Raw genomic sequence first — 14,708 nt, forward strand, 5'->3', positions numbered from 1 at the left:
AGCACTCATCTCTGCGGGACGGCCCGTCATGTCCGGTCATCCAGCGGATGGTCGAGTTCATCGCGGCCCAGCCGGGCGGCAAGATGCGCGATGACCGCGAATACCACCGGTGCGACGCCCGCGACGATGAAGACGCCCGTCGTCCCGACCAGATGCGCGGCGGGGACCGCCAGCGCCAGCGACGCCGGCATCATCACCAGGCTCACGAAGAAGTCCAGACTGGAGGCGCGGCCGAGCATGTCGGCAGGCACCCTCCGCTGCAGCAGTGTTCCCCAGATGACCTGCCCCGCCTCGGACGTCGCGCCGACGACGACCATCACCGCGGCGATCATCCAGATCGCGTCGGTGTAGCCGATCAGGGCCAGCGGCAGCGCGCCAAATCCCCACAGCGCCAGCATGACGGTGATGTAGCGGCCCGGCAGCGAACGCGAGGCCACCAGCAGCGCGCCCGCCGCTCCGGCCAACCCGAAGACGGCCAGCACGGTCGCGTGGTGCCCAGGGGCGCCGCCGATATCGCGGATCACGAAGGGCAACAGCACCTCGACGGGGCCGACGACGACGAGCACATTGCCCACCGCGAACAACAGGGTCGCGAAGAACCACTTGGTGCGATACATGTACCGCAGTCCGGCCAGCAGGTCGCCCAGCGCCGATCCCGGTTCGTCGACCTCGCGCTCGGATGCGACGGCCGAAGGCGACCTGATGAATCCGAGGATGATCGCGGCGAGCACGAACATTGCGCCCTGGGTCAGGATCGCCCACCCCGGCGACCACAGTTGCACCAGGAGCGCACCGGTCGCCGGGCCGAGGGCGAATTGCAGGCCTGGGCGCAGGACCCCCTCAATCCCGTTGGCGGCCAGCAGTTCCTCCGGCGCCAGGATTGTCGGCAGCACGGCGGTGTAGGCGGGGATGAAGAACCCTTCGGCGATGCCGAACGCGAAGCCGGTGAGCGCCAGATGCCAGGTCTGCACCTGTTCGCCGACAGCAAGGACCCCCACGATGATCAGCAGCGCCGCCTGAACCCACAGTGAGGCACGCATGACGACGAGTTTGGGTAGCCGGTCGGCCGCCACGCCCGCGGGCAGCACACTGACCAGCAAGCCCGCGCTGAACATCGTCATCACGATCGCGGCCTGGCCGGCACCGCCTCCCATCGCGATGACCTGCCACACCAAGGCGACCGACCAGAGTCCGTTGCCCAGCAGGGTGGTCGACAACCCGAGCGTGAGCAGCCGGTAGTCGCGGTTGCGCAGCGGCCGGAGTGCGCGGGGCAGGTACGAAATCTGCGCGTCGCGGTTGTCGGGCACCCGGACAGGCTAATGGTCGGGCACGTCTGTGCGGGTGCGCCCGGCATCTCTTGAACCCGCCCATTGTGTGAGGTTAGGCTCACCGAATTCATTCATCGGAGGGAACCTTTGTGATGACCATGGCGGCAACCTTGCCCGAGCGACAGACCAGCGCGGGCCGGCGTGGTGGCAAGGGTGCTCGCGGTCGGATGGCGATGCTCTTCGTGACGCTGTGCGCACTGGTGGGGGCCGGTTGCTCGAGCGGCCAAACCGACACGGCCTCCACCTCGGCTCAGCAGTCGGGGGCCTACCCGGTCACCATCGATCATCGCTACGGGAGCACCACCCTCGAGGCTGAGCCCAGCCGGGTCGTGGTGATCGGCCTGCAGGAGCAGGACACTCTGATCGCGCTCGGAACCGTGCCGGTTGCTGTGATGACCTGGGACGGATACTTCAACTCCGGTGTGCTCGGCCCGTGGTCGAAGAAGCTGCTCGGGGATCAGCCGGCCCCCGCCGAACTGTCCTTCGCCGCTGACGGCGCGCCGCCATACGAGGAGATCGCGAATCTCACCCCGGATCTGATCGTCGGCCTGTACTCCGACCTGACCGACACGCAGTACGCGCGTCTGTCGCAGATCGCGCCGACATTGGCGCAGCCGAAAGACACCAATGATTACGCCGCGACCTGGGAGCAGATCACCCCGATCCTCGCTCGCGCCCTCGATGAAAAGGCCAAGGGCGACCAGCTGTTGGCCCAGACCCGCGAGAAGATCGCCGAAACCAAATCCACCTACCCGCAATTCGAGGGCAAGACCGGACTGTCGGTCTATCGCAACGAGGACGGTTACAGTGTCTCCGCGGCGAACGACCCGCGCGGTCAGTTCCTGCAGATGCTCGGCTTCACACAGTCCGCGGCGATCAAGGATGCGCTCGGTGAGAACTTCGACGCCACCATCAGTTTCGAACGTGCCGACCTGATCGACGCCGATGTTCTGGTCTGGGAGCCCAAGGACGTCGCGGCGCTGAAGGCTGAACTGGCCGCCGACCCGATCTTCTCCAGGCTGCGCGTCGCGCGTGAGGACCGATCGGTGTTCATCCAGGGTGGATCCGATGCCAGCTGCGCCTACTACTTCGCCTCCGTGCTGTCGATTCCTTACCTGCTGGACAGGTTGGCTCCGCAGATCGCCGTGGCCATCGACGGGAACCCGAACACCGTCCCGGCGATCGTCACATGAGCTAGCTGTCAACACACCTCACCCGAGCACCTCGAAGACCGGGATCGTCGGCGCGACGGCACGCATCTCGTCGCGGCCGGACTGCGGCGTCAGCCCGCCGATGTGGCCCTTCACCTGCCAGAACCACCGGTCCAGATACGGTTTGAGCACGTCCGGCTTCGCGTCGTCGGACAGTTCGACGACGCGATGGTTTCGCGCCCGCCGCCGGGCACCGATCTCGACCTCGCCGGCCGCCCGCGCGTTGCGCGCCCACTGCGTGTTGCCGCGGGGTGAGACCAGGTAGCGGTGGCCGTCGAGGGTCAGCAGGTTCACCACCACCGAGCGCGGCTTGCCCGACGTGCGGCCGCGCACGCGCACCGCGGTGGTGCCCTGGATGCTGATCCCCAGTTCGGCGAGGTGCCGCAGTGCGCTGTTGAACAGGCGTGCCCCCGCACTCGGGACGTCGTAGCGCTCGGTCACGATGGATCCTTCCGTCAATAAACGAGAGCAGTGCTCTCTTAATTCAGGGTGCCACCGCCGGGCGTGGAAAACAAGAGCAGTGATCTCGCTTTGTGTCACACTCGGCCGATGGGCAAGAGGCAGGAGGCGCGGGAACGCGTGGAACGCGAGATCGTCGAGATCGGCCGTCGTCATCTCGTCACCACCGGAGCCGCCGGGTTGTCGTTGCGGGCGATCGCGCGCGAACTCGGCGTGGTGTCCTCGGCGGTCTACCGCTACGTGGCCAGTCGCGACGATCTGCTGACCCTGCTGCTCGTCGACGCCTATACCGAACTCGCCGACGCGGTCGAGGCTGCCAGGGCCGGGGTGGCGGGGGACTGGCGGGCGGAACTGGGCGCGATGGCCCGCGCCGCGCGGTCGTGGGCGGTGCGGCAACCGGCGGGCTGGTCGCTGCTGTACGGCAGTCCCGTGCCCGGCTACCACGCACCGCGCGAGCGCACGGTCCTTCCCGGTACCCGGGTCGTGGCCGCGCTGTTCGCCGTCGTCGCCGACGGCGTCGCCGCCGGTGACATCCCGGTCGGGAAAGATCAAGCACCACAACCGCTCTCGACAGATCTCGACGGGCTGCGGGCCGAGTTCGAGGTCGCTGTCGACGATGCGACACTCGCGAAATGCCTGACGCTGTGGGCCGCGCTGATCGGCGCGATCAGCCTGGAGGTATTCGGCCAGTACGGCCCGGACACGTTCACCGACACCGCGCAGGCGTTCGACGCCCAGATCGCGCTGCTGACCGAGATGCTGACCCGATAGCTGAACTAGAACACGTTCTAGCTTGTCGGGCCCGGTGGCGATATTCTCGTCAGCGATGCATGACCAGACACCTGTCCAGGTCGCGTGGGTGACGCGCGACCTCGACGCCACCGAAGCCGCGCTGACGGCGTTGACGGGCGCCAAGACGTGGGTGCGGATGCCCGGCGTCCACTTCGGCCCCCAGGCGTGTACCTACCGCGGCGGACCGGCCGACTTCGTCGCCGACATCTCGCTGAGCTACGCCGGCGACACCCAGCTCGAACTCATCGCCCCGGTCAGCGGCCCCAGCATCTACACCGAGTTCCTCGACCGAGCGGGCCCAGGCCTGCACCATGTGTGCCAGGCATTCCCGGACGTCGACGGGTTCGAGGCCGCCGTCGACGCCGCCGCACGAGCCGGCAGCCCGACGGTGATGGCGGGCACGATGCCCGGCGGCATGCGGTTCGCCTACGTGTCGGCCGAACACGCCGGCGTGCCGTACCTCGAGTACGCGTACCTGCCACCAGAGATCCACGCATTTTTCGACCACATCAAACAGGAGCAGAAGTGACCTTGCAGCACATCCCGGACACGGTGAGCGTCGACGACGTCGAGTCCTGGTCCGAGGAGACCGACGTCCTGGTCATCGGGTTCGGTATCGCCGGCGGCAGCGCCGCGGTCAGCGCGGCCGCCGCCGGCGCGCGGGTGCTGGTGCTGGAGAAGGCCGCCGCAGCGGGCGGCACCACCGCGATGGCCGGTGGGCACTTCTATCTCGGCGGGGGTACCGCGGTGCAGCAGGCCACCGGCCACGACGATTCGCCCGAGGAGATGTACAAGTACCTGGTCACGCAGTCGCGCAACCCCGAGCACGACAAGATCCGGGCCTACTGCGAGGGCAGCGTCGAGCACTTCGATTGGCTTGAGGCACTGGGCTTTCAGTTCGAGCGCAGCTACTACCCGGGCAAGGTCGTCGTCCCGCCGGGCACCGAGGGCCTGTCCTACACCGGCAACGAGAAGGTGTGGCCGTTCTGCGAACAGGCCAAGCCGGCGCCGCGCGGCCACTCCGTGCCGGTGCCCGGCGAGCTCGGCGGTGCGGCGATGGTGATCGACCTGCTGGTCAAGCGCGCCGACGAACTCGGCGTGCAGATCCGCTACGAGACGGGCGCGACGGCGCTGATCACCGACGCCGACGGCGCCGTCGTCGGGGTGCGCTGGAAGCGCTTCGCCGAAACCGGTGACATCAAGGCGACGTCGGTGATCATCGCCGCCGGCGGGTTCGCGATGAACCCCGAGATGGTCGCCGAGTACACCCCCGCGCTCGGACAGGAGCGCAAGACCAAGCACCACGGCAACGTCGCGCCGTACATCCTCGGCAATCCCAACGACGACGGTCTCGGCATCAAGCTCGGCGTATCCGCCGGCGGTGCCACCGACAACCTCGATCAGCTGTTCATCACCGCGGCCGCCTATCCGCCCGAGATCCTGCTGACCGGCGTCATCGTGAACAAGGACGGCGAGCGGTTCGTCGCCGAGGACTCCTACCATTCGCGCACCTCGGCGTTCGTGCTCGAACAACCCGATCAGACGGCCTACCTGATCGTCGACGAAGACCACATGCAGATGCCCGAGATGCCGCTGATCAAATTCCTCGACGGCTACGAGACCATCGCAGAACTCGAGACCGAACTCGGCATCCCGGCGGGCCGGGTCGCCGCGACCCTGGAGCGCTACAACGCCAACGCCGCCGCCGGTGAGGACCCCGACTTCCACAAGCAGCCGGAATACCTTGCGCCGCAAGATAAAGGCCCGTGGGCGGTGTTCGATCTGTCGCTCGGGCGCGCGATGTACTCCGGGTTCACCATGGGCGGCCTGACCGTGTCGATCGACGGCGAGGTGCTGCGTGAGGACCGCAGCGTGGTCCCGGGCCTCTACGCCGCGGGGGCCTGTGCATGCAACATCGCCCAGGACGGCAAGGGTTACGCGAGCGGCACTCAGCTCGGCGAAGGGTCGTTCTTCGGTAGGCGCGCGGGAGAGCACGCCGCGCGGCGGGCCTAGCTGTCGGGCTCGTCGTCGGGTTCGGCGCCGACCTCGCCGAGATACCAGCGGCCGTTGCCGAGGAGCTGGAGCTCCTTGGTGTGGTGCTGCTCGACGGTGGTCCGGTGGCTGACGCTGACCAGGATGGTGTCCGGCAGCCGGTCGCGCACCAGCTGGTAGAGCGTCTGCTCGACGCCCTCGTCCAGCGCGGACGTCGACTCGTCCAGGAACACCGCCTTCGGCTTGGTCAGCAGCACCCGCGCGAACGCGATGCGCTGCTGCTCACCCGGCGAGAGCACCTTCGCCCAGTCCTGCACCTCGTTGAGCCGGTCGGTGCAGTTCGGCAGCGACACGTCGTCAAGGATGCGGCGCAGGTCGTCGTCGGACACCTCGTGGGCGTCGAGCGGGTACGCGACGACGGTGCGCAGGTCACCGAGCGGTACGTAGGGCAGCTGGGACAGGAACATCGTCTCGTTGGGTCCACCCGGCCGGCGCAGCGTTCCGGTGGTGAACGGCCACAGCTGTGCCAGGCTGCGCAGCAGCGAGGTCTTGCCCGCCCCCGACTTGCCGGTGATCACCAGCGCGTCGCCGGGCTCCAGCGCGAGGTCGAGGGTGTCGATCAGGCGCTTCGCGTCCGGGGTGCGGACCTCGACCTTGCGTAGTTCGACGGTGCCGGTGGGGGAGTCCTCGGTGTCCAGGGTGGCCAGCGCGCGGCCCTCCTCGTTGGCGATGACGAGCCCGTGCAGACGGATGATCGCCGCACGGTAGGCCGCGAAGTAGTCGTAGGCGTTACGGAAGAACGACAGCCCGGTCTGGATGCTGCCGAACGCCGACGCCGACTGCGTCATCGCACCCAGCGGCAGCTCGCCGCTGAAGAACCGCGGGAACTGCAGCAGATAGGGCGGCAGCACGATGATCTGGCTCATGGTCAGGTTCCAGCCGTTGAACCCGATGGTGCGGCCGATGTAGCGCTTGTAGTTCGCGACCACCGGTTCGAAGCGGTTCCGCAGCACAGCGCGCTCGGCCTTCTCGCCACGGTAGAACGCGACGGCCTCGGCCGCGTCGCGCAGCCGCACCAGTGCGTAACGGAACGCAGCGTTGAACTTCTCGTTGTTGAACGACAATCCGATGATCGGGCGGCCGATCCAGAACGCGATGATCGTCGCCAACAACACGTAGACCAGCACCAAGAAGAACAGCGCCTTCGGGACCGCCACCTCCACGATCGGCAGCGTCAGCGTGCTCGACAGGTCCCACAGGATCGTCGCGAACGCGATCATCGACGTGATCGACGAGATGGCGCCGAACAGCAGGGTGCTCGCCGTGCCGTAGCTCGGGGTGTTGGTGAACGGGCCGACGCCGGTGGTGAACACGTCGATGTCGGCCTGGATGCGCTGATCGGGGTTGTCGATGGTGTCGTCGATGAACCGGGACCGGTAGTAGGCCTTGCCGTCGAGCCAGTCACCGGTGAGCTCGTCGGTCAGCCACGCGCGCCACGCGAGCATGAACCGCTGCGCCAGGAACAGGTCCAGCATCAACCGCGACACGTGGATCGTCGCCAGGATCGCGAAGATCAGCATCGACATGTAGAAGCCGTCGCGACCGGAGTTCCTGATCTCGTCGCTGCCGGCCTGGATGCCACCGGCGACCACCTGGAAGCTGGTCATCATGTCGTTGCCCTGATAGCTCAGCAACACGTCCAGCCGGACGCCCGCGACCACCGACAGCAGCAGTGCCCCGAGCCAGATCCAGACCTTGATGCTGTGCGCACCGGTGTAATAGCCCCCGGTGATCCGCCAGAACTGGCGCCCCCACACGGTGAACCGGCCGATCAGGGTCAAGATGACCAGGGTCGCCGCCGCCGCGATCACCCAGGCCTTGGCGATCCACCACAGCGAAGTCCACAGCTCGCTGCCCCAATCCAGCGTCGGGGTGAACGTTTCCATGCGGGCAACGTACCGCGACAACCTGGCGGCGGCGTGTTGGCGTGGCTAGGCAGGCGCTTCGAGTCGCTCCAGCCGCCACTGGCCGTCGCCGGTCAGCTCCAGCCTGCTGGTGTGGAACGGCTGCACCGACGACCGGTGGCTGACGCTGACCACGATGGTGTCCGGGAGTTCGGTGCGCAGCCGGTCGTAGAGCATCTGCTCGAGCCCTTCGTCCATCGCCGACGTCGACTCGTCGAGGAACACCGTCCGCGGTCTGGTCAGCAGCACCCGGGCGAACGCGATCCGCTGCTGTTCACCGACCGAGAGCATCTTCGCCCAGTCCTGGTCGTCGTTGAGCCGGATGGCCAGCTGCGACAGCGCGACGTCGATCAGCGCCCGCTGGATCTGTGCGTCGTCGTAGGTGCCCGCCGGCGCGGGGTAGCTCACCACGGTTCGCAGGTCCCCGACCGGGAAGTACGGCAGCTGCGGGACGAACATCGCGCCGTCGCGCCCGTCGGGCAGGCAGACCCGTCCCGACGCGTACGGCCACATCCCCGCCAGGCTCTGCATCAACACCGTCTTGCCGATCCCCGAGGCGCCTGTGATCACCAGGCCCTCACCGGTTTCCAGACGCAGATCCAGCCCGCGCAGCAGCGCCGATCCGTCGGGCCGGCGTACCTCGACCCCGACCAGGTCGAGCGCGCCGCCGGGGGACCGCTCGGCGGCGATCGCGGTGAACGCCCCCGCCCTGGTGTTCTGTTCGGCCAGCCCGTCGAGCCGGATGATCGCCGCCCGGTAGCTCGCGAACTGGTCGTAGGCATTGCGGAAGAACGACAGCGAGTCGTGGATCGCGCCGAACGCGTTCGACGACTGCCACACGTCACCGAACGTGATCCGCTGCGCGAACAGACCCTGCGCCTGCACCAGCCACGGCAGCGGGTTGATGGTCTGGCTGACCGACACGTTCCAGCCGAAGTACAGCAGCATCCGGTGCAGCCAGCGCCGGTAGTTGGCCATCACCGAATCCAGCCGGTTCTTGAGCACCGACCCCTCGGCCGGCTCACCGCGGTACAGACCGATCGCCGCGCCCGCGTCGCGCACCCGCACCAGCACGTAGCGGAACCCGGCGTTGCGCAGTTCGTTGAGATAGCTGAGCCGGATCAGCGGCCTGCCGATCACGAACGCGACGATCGTGGCGACCAGCACGTAGACCACCACGATCCAGAACAGCGCCCGCGGCAGCGTCAGCCCGCCGATCGTGACCGGCTCCGAGAGCCGCCACAGGATCGGGCCGAACGCCAGCACCGACAGCACCGCCTCGACCGCACCGAACAGCAGCGTGTTGCCCGAGTTGTAGATCGGGTTGTTCGGCGTCCCGCCCACGCCGGTGGTGAACACGTCGACGTCCTGCTGGATCCGCTGATCCGGGTTGTCGATCGGCCGGCCCGAGAACTGGGCGCGGTAGTAGGACAGATCTCCGAGCCAGTCGTCGATGAACCGGCGGCTCAGCCACACCCGCCAGCGCATCACGAAGCGCTGCGTCAGGTACATGTCCAGCATCAGCCGCGCCACGAAAAAGACCGCGAGCACCGCGAACACCCGCATCGAGGCCCAGAAGCCCGCCACGCCGCTGGACATCCCGCCCTGGAAGGCCACCTGCAACGACGTGAACAGATCGTTGACGTAATAGGTCAGCAGCACGTTGATGCGCACCGACAGGATCACCGACAACAGCAGCAGCGCGAGCATCACCCACACGACCAGGCTCTGCCTGCCGCGGAAGTAGCCGCCGGTGACCCGCCAGAACTGGCGGCCCCATTCGGTGAAGCGGGCCAGCGCGACCAGCACCAGCATCAGGCACAACGCCGTCAGGGCGAACGTCGTCGCCGCCCACTGTGCGGAGTTGAGAAACTCGCGACCCCAGTCGAGGGTCGGCTGGAACGTCTGGCTTTCGACCGTGTCCACAGCCGGGCGACCTCCCCTCCGCGCACGATCCGGCCTGCGGCGAAGCTACCGCACCGGCCGCGTACGGTGATCGTGTGGCTCGAACCTCTGCAAAGACACCCAAGACCGGGCGCCTGTCCGGGCGGTTCTGGAAGCTGCTCGGCGCCAGCACCGACAAGGACCAGTCGCGCTCGATGGAGCTTGTCACCGCATCGGCCGACTTCGGCTCCAAGGCAAGCGACCTCGACGACGAACAGTTGAGCAAAGCCGCGAAGCTCCTCGAGCTCGCCGACCTCGCCGACTCGTCCGACATCCCGCAGTTCCTGGCTATCGCGCGCGAGGCGGCCAAACGAGCGACCGGTCTCGCCCCGTTCGACGTGCAGTTGCTCGGCGCGCTGCGGATGCTGGCCGGCGATGTCGTCGAGATGGCCACCGGTGAGGGCAAGACGCTCTCGGGCGCGATCGCGGCCGCGGGCTACGCGCTGGCCGGCCGGCACGTACACGTCATCACCATCAACGACTACCTGGCCCGCCGCGACGCGGAGTGGATGGGTCCGCTGATCGAGGCGATGGGTCTGACCGTCGGCTGGATCACCGCCGACTCCACCGCGGCCGAGCGCCGCGCCGCCTACCAGTGCGACGTGACGTACGCGTCGGTCAACGAGATCGGCTTCGACGTGCTGCGCGATCAGCTGGTCACCGACGTCGAGGACCTGGTGTCGCCGAACCCGGACGTCGCGCTGATCGACGAGGCCGACTCGGTGCTCGTCGACGAGGCGCTGGTCCCGCTGGTGCTGGCGGGCACCAGCCACCGCGAAACCCCGCGGCTGGAGCTGATCCGGCTGGTCGGCGAGCTCAATGCGGAGACCGACTTCGATACCGACAACGACAGCCGCAACGTGCACCTGACCGAAGCGGGCGCCCGCAAGGTCGAGGCCGCGCTCGGCGGCATCGACCTGTACTCCGAAGAGCACGTCGCGACCACGCTGACCGAGATCAACGTCGCCCTGCACGCGCACGTGCTGCTGCAGCGCGACGTGCACTACATCGTCCGCGACGACGCGGTGCACCTGATCAACTCCTCCCGCGGCCGCATCGCCACACTGCAGCGCTGGCCCGACGGCCTGCAGGCCGCCGTCGAGGCCAAGGAGGGCATCGAGACCACCGAGACCGGCGAGGTGCTCGACACCATCACCGTGCAGGCGTTGATCAACCGCTACCCGCGGGTGTGCGGGATGACCGGCACCGCGCTGGCCGCCGGCGAGCAGCTGCGCCAGTTCTACAAGCTCGGCGTGTCGCCGATCCCGCCGAACAAGCCGAACATCCGCAAGGACGAGACCGACCGCGTCTACGTGACCGCCGCCGCGAAGAACGACGCGATCCTGGAGCACATCATCGAGGTGCACAAGACCGGTCAGCCGGTGCTCGTCGGCACCCGCGACGTCGCCGAATCCGAGGAGATCCACGAGCGGCTGGTCAAACGCGGCGTCCCGGCGGTGGTGCTGAACGCGAAGAACGACGCCGAGGAGGCGACCGTGATCGCCGAGGCGGGCAAGCTCGGCTCGGTGACGGTGTCGACCCAGATGGCCGGCCGCGGCACCGACATCCGGCTGGGCGGCTCGGAGGTCAGCGACGATGCCGCTGAGAAAGAGCAGGTCGCCGAACTCGGCGGCTTGCACGTGATCGGCACCGGGCGGCACAACACCGAGCGGCTGGACAACCAGCTGCGTGGCCGCGCCGGCCGCCAGGGCGATCCGGGCAGCTCGGTGTTCTTCTCCAGCTGGGAGGACGACGTCGTCGTCGCCCACCTCGAGGACGACAAGCTGCCGCTGGACTGCGACGAGGACGGCCGCGTGCTCAGCCCGAAGGCGGCGTCGCTGCTCGAACACGCCCAGCGCGTCGCCGAGGGCCGGCTGCTCGACGTGCACGCCAACACCTGGCGCTACAACCAGCTGATCGCCCAGCAGCGCGCGATCCTGGTCGAGCGCCGGGACAAGCTGCTGCGCACCGACACCGCGCGCGAGGAACTCGCCGAGCGCTGCCCGGACCGCTACGCCGAGGTCAGTGAGCGGCTCGGGGAGGACGCGGAGCAGAGGCTGGAGAAGATCTGCCGGCTGATCATGCTGTACCACCTCGACCGGGCCTGGGCCGATCATCTCGCGTTCCTGTCCGACATCCGCGAGAGCATCCACCTGCGGGCGCTGGGTCGGCAGAACCCGCTCGACGAGTTCCACCGGATGGCGGTCGACGCGTTCGCGTCGTTGGCCGCCGACGCCATCGAGGCCGCGCAGCAGACGTTCGAGACCGCGCCGTCGATCGAGGACGAGCCGGGTGTCGACCTGTCCAAGCTGGCCCGCCCGACGTCGACCTGGACGTACATGGTGCACGACAACCCGCTGTCGGACGACAGCTTGTCCGCACTGAGCCTGCCCGGGGTGTTCCGCTAGGTTTGGCGCATGCCACGCGACCGTGTGCTGACCGTGCCCAACGCGCTGTCGGCGATCCGGCTCGTACTGGTTCCCGTCTTCCTGTACCTGCTGCTGGTCGCCGACGCGACCGGGTGGGCCGTCGCGGTGCTGATGTTCAGCGGCGCGTCCGACTGGGCCGACGGCAAGATCGCCCGGCTGTTCGCGAACCAGTCGTCGCGGCTGGGGGAGCTGCTCGACCCCGCCGTCGACCGCATCTACATGGTCACCGTGCCGATCAGCATGGCGCTGGCAGGCATCATCGGGTGGTGGGTGGTGATCCTGCTGCTCGCCCGTGACGGTGTGCTGGCCGCGACGCTGCCGTTGCTGCGCAGCCGCGGCCTGGCCGCGCTTCCGGTCACCTACATCGGCAAGGCCGCGACGTTCGCGCTGATGTCCGGCCTGCCGCTGGTGCTGCTCGGGCAGTTCGACGGTCAGTGGGCTCGGGTGGTGCTCGCGATCGGCTGGGGTTTCCTGATCTGGGGCATGGCGATGTACCTGTGGTCCGGGGTCCTGTACCTGGTGCAGGTCGCCATGGTGATGCGGAAGCTGCCGAGCCGGTCATGAGCACACTGGGCGGATACGACTCCTCGGTCGGGCGCGCGGCGCACCAGGTCGATGCGCCGACCCGGATTCCGGTGCCCTCGCTGCTGCGCTCGCTGCTGACCGACCATCTCGATCCCGGGTACGCGGCGGCCGCACAGGCGGGCAAGCGCAGCCGCGCGTCGTCGGTGCTGTGGCAGGTGCTCGCCGCGGTCGTGGTCGCGACGGTGTTCGCGCTGGCGTGGGCGCAGGCCCGCGACACCGCGCCCGGCGTCCGCGAATCGCAGCGGGTGCTGGCCGCCAGCGTGCACGCGGCCCAAGCCGAGACCGACGAGGCCGCCGCGCAGCGGGCCACGCTGTCGGCCGAGGTCGACTCCGCGCGGCGCAGCCGACTCGCCGGCGACACCGAGGGCAGGCAGTTGCTGGCCCAACTGGACGACGCGAACTACGCGGCCGCCGCCACACCCGTCATCGGCCCCGGCCTGACCGTCACCGTCACCGATCCGGGGATGACGCGGGATCTGACCGATGTGTCCAAGCAGCGCGTCGAAGGCAGCAGACAGGTGATCCTGGACCGCGACCTGCAGCTCGTCGTCAACGCGCTGTGGGCGGGCGGCGCCGAGGCCATCTCGGTCGGCGGTGTGCGGATCGGCCCGAACGTGACGATCCGGCAGGCCGGCGGCGGGATCCTGGTCGACAACCAGCCGGTATCGAGCCCGTATGTCATCCTCGCGGTGGGCCCGCCGAACTCCATGGCCGACGACTTCAACCGCAGTGCCGGGCTGCAGCGGCTGCGGCTGCTGGAGACGTCCTACGGTGTGGGCGTCAATGTCTCCTCCGGCGACGGCCTGGTGCTTCCCGCCGGATCCGTCCGAGAAATCAACTTCGCCAGACAGATTGGGCCCTAGTGATCGGCACGAGCTCTTGATCGGAATCGTCGCGCTCGCCATCGGCATCGTGATCGGGGTGGTGTTCCATCCCGACGTACCCGAGTTCGTCCAGCCCTACCTGCCGATCGCGGTCGTCGCGGCGCTCGACGCGGTCTTCGGCGGGTTGCGGGCATATCTGGAGGACATCTTCGACTCCAAGGTGTTCGTGGTGTCGTTCGTGTTCAACGTCCTGGTCGCCGCGCTGATCGTGTACGTCGGCGACCAGCTCGGGGTGGGCACCCAGCTGTCGACGGCGATCATCGTGGTGCTCGGCATCCGCATCTTCGGCAACGCCGCCGCGCTGCGCCGCAGGTTGTTCGGAGCCTGACATGAGCGAGCAGCACGGCCGCCACGAACTGCCCGCCGACGCGGCGCCGGCCACCCCGCGGCGCACCCGATCGCAGCGGGTGTTCGGGGTGCTTGCGGTGCTGCTGTGCCTGCTGCTGGGCATCGCGCTGGCAACCCAGTTGCGGCAGGCCGACTCCGGCGACTCGCTCGACAATGCCCGGCCCGCCGACCTGCTGATCCTGCTGGACTCGCTGCAACAGCGCGAGGCCGCGCTCAACACCGAGGTCGCCGATCTGCAGCGCACGCTGAACCAGCTGGAGGCCAGCGGTAGCAGCGACCAGGCCGCGATCGAGAACGCCAGGGCGCGGCTGGCGGCGCTGTCGATCCTGATCGGCAGCGTCGCCGCGACAGGACCCGGTGTGACGCTGACCGTCGCCGACCCCGCGCAGGGGGTGGGCCCGGAGCCGATGCTCGATGTGATCAACGAGCTGCGCGCCGCGGGCGCCGAGGCGATGGAGATCCGCGGCCGCCGCGGCGGAAGCGACGTGTCGGTGCGGGTCGGGGTGGACACCTGGATCACCGGCGGGCCCGGCGCGCTGGTGGTCGACGACACCACCATGGGGCCGGTCTATTCGGTTCTGGCCATTGGTGATCCGCCGACGCTGGCCGCGGCGATGAACATCCCCGGTGGCGCGATGGACAGCATCGAACGCGTCGGCGGCACGATGGTGGTAGAACAATCCGACCGGGTCGACGTCACCGCCTTGCGGCAACCGAAACCGCGCCAATACGCTCAGCCCGTCAAGTGACCATGACCGCACACCCATCACCG

General features: G+C 68.4%; 13 protein-coding genes. 9 read left to right on the forward strand and 4 right to left on the reverse strand.

From position 1 onward, the window contains the following. Positions 1-26: 26 nt before the first annotated feature. Positions 27-1,253, reverse strand: coding sequence for an MFS transporter (locus NTM_RS19875; RefSeq protein WP_163769561.1), 1,227 nt, complete (start codon positions 1,251-1,253; stop codon positions 27-29). Positions 1,254-1,495: 242 nt separating this feature from the next. On the opposite strand from NTM_RS19875, the gene NTM_RS19880 reads away from it, so the two are divergent. Then, on the forward strand, positions 1,496-2,521 hold the full coding sequence (locus NTM_RS19880; RefSeq protein ID WP_163767273.1) for an iron-siderophore ABC transporter substrate-binding protein: 1,026 nt from the start codon (positions 1,496-1,498) through the stop codon (positions 2,519-2,521). A gap of 18 nt (positions 2,522-2,539) precedes the next feature. Here NTM_RS19880 and NTM_RS19885 read toward each other — a convergent pair whose 3' ends face one another. Beyond that, positions 2,540-2,980 (reverse strand): nitroreductase/quinone reductase family protein, encoded by a 441-nt coding sequence (locus NTM_RS19885; RefSeq protein WP_104861548.1) that lies wholly within the window; start codon positions 2,978-2,980, stop codon positions 2,540-2,542. A 108-nt stretch (positions 2,981-3,088) separates the two neighbouring features. On the opposite strand from NTM_RS19885, the gene NTM_RS19890 reads away from it, so the two are divergent. The 3 genes from NTM_RS19890 to NTM_RS19900 are packed head-to-tail and all read left to right on the forward strand — an operon-like array spanning position 3,089 to position 5,803. Next, entirely contained in the window at positions 3,089-3,769 is a 681-nt protein-coding gene (locus NTM_RS19890) for a TetR/AcrR family transcriptional regulator (protein WP_163767275.1), read from the forward strand. A gap of 55 nt (positions 3,770-3,824) precedes the next feature. Next, positions 3,825-4,319, forward strand: a complete 495-nt coding sequence (locus NTM_RS19895) for a VOC family protein (RefSeq protein WP_104861272.1) — start codon at positions 3,825-3,827, stop codon at positions 4,317-4,319. Then, positions 4,316-5,803, forward strand: coding sequence for an FAD-binding protein (locus tag NTM_RS19900; protein WP_179963965.1), 1,488 nt, complete (start codon positions 4,316-4,318; stop codon positions 5,801-5,803). Before NTM_RS19895 ends, NTM_RS19900 begins: the two co-directional genes overlap by 4 nt. On the opposite strand, the gene NTM_RS19905 is transcribed toward NTM_RS19900, so the two are convergent. Both NTM_RS19905 and NTM_RS19910 read right to left on the reverse strand, forming a co-directional pair. Next, positions 5,800-7,728 carry an ABC transporter ATP-binding protein/permease gene (locus tag NTM_RS19905; protein WP_163767277.1) on the reverse strand — a complete coding sequence of 643 codons (1,929 nt, stop codon included), beginning with the start codon at positions 7,726-7,728 and terminating at the stop codon, positions 5,800-5,802. The genes NTM_RS19900 and NTM_RS19905 overlap by 4 nt on opposite strands. A gap of 45 nt (positions 7,729-7,773) precedes the next feature. Next, positions 7,774-9,672, reverse strand: coding sequence for an ABC transporter ATP-binding protein/permease (locus NTM_RS19910; RefSeq protein WP_163767279.1), 1,899 nt, complete (start codon positions 9,670-9,672; stop codon positions 7,774-7,776). A gap of 74 nt (positions 9,673-9,746) precedes the next feature. Between NTM_RS19910 and secA2 the strand changes: the two genes are divergently transcribed. The 5 genes from secA2 to NTM_RS19935 are packed head-to-tail and all read left to right on the forward strand — an operon-like array spanning position 9,747 to position 14,685. Beyond that, positions 9,747-12,098 carry an accessory Sec system translocase SecA2 gene (gene secA2, locus NTM_RS19915; protein WP_104861269.1) on the forward strand — a complete coding sequence of 784 codons (2,352 nt, stop codon included), beginning with the start codon at positions 9,747-9,749 and terminating at the stop codon, positions 12,096-12,098. A gap of 9 nt (positions 12,099-12,107) precedes the next feature. Then, entirely contained in the window at positions 12,108-12,683 is a 576-nt protein-coding gene (locus NTM_RS19920; protein WP_104861268.1) for a CDP-alcohol phosphatidyltransferase family protein, read from the forward strand. After that, a complete protein-coding gene (locus NTM_RS19925) occupies positions 12,680-13,567 on the forward strand; it encodes a DUF881 domain-containing protein (protein WP_104861267.1) in 888 nt (295 codons plus the stop codon). Before NTM_RS19920 ends, NTM_RS19925 begins: the two co-directional genes overlap by 4 nt. Positions 13,568-13,583: 16 nt before the next feature. After that, complete coding sequence (locus tag NTM_RS19930; RefSeq protein ID WP_104861266.1) at positions 13,584-13,916, forward strand: small basic family protein; 333 nt, start codon at positions 13,584-13,586, stop codon at positions 13,914-13,916. 1 nt (position 13,917) lies between these two features. Then, positions 13,918-14,685, forward strand: coding sequence for a DUF881 domain-containing protein (locus tag NTM_RS19935; protein ID WP_104861265.1), 768 nt, complete (start codon positions 13,918-13,920; stop codon positions 14,683-14,685). Positions 14,686-14,708 lie beyond the last annotated feature (23 nt).

Source organism: Mycolicibacterium parafortuitum (assembly GCF_010725485.1).
In the GTDB taxonomy this organism is placed as follows: Bacteria; Actinomycetota; Actinomycetes; order Mycobacteriales; family Mycobacteriaceae; genus Mycobacterium.

Coding starts and splice junctions, on each gene's coding strand:
- NTM_RS19880 (WP_163767273.1), top strand. CDS start 1,496: ATGGCGATGCTCTTCGTGACGCTGTGCGCACTGGTGGGGGCCGGTTGC.
- NTM_RS19890 (WP_163767275.1), top strand. CDS start 3,089: ATGGGCAAGAGGCAGGAGGCGCGGGAACGCGTGGAACGCGAGATCGTC.
- NTM_RS19905 (WP_163767277.1), bottom strand. CDS start 7,728: ATGGAAACGTTCACCCCGACGCTGGATTGGGGCAGCGAGCTGTGGACT.
- NTM_RS19925 (WP_104861267.1), top strand. CDS start 12,680: ATGAGCACACTGGGCGGATACGACTCCTCGGTCGGGCGCGCGGCGCAC.
- NTM_RS19920 (WP_104861268.1), top strand. CDS start 12,108: ATGCCACGCGACCGTGTGCTGACCGTGCCCAACGCGCTGTCGGCGATC.
- NTM_RS19895 (WP_104861272.1), top strand. CDS start 3,825: ATGCATGACCAGACACCTGTCCAGGTCGCGTGGGTGACGCGCGACCTC.
- NTM_RS19935 (WP_104861265.1), top strand. CDS start 13,918: ATGAGCGAGCAGCACGGCCGCCACGAACTGCCCGCCGACGCGGCGCCG.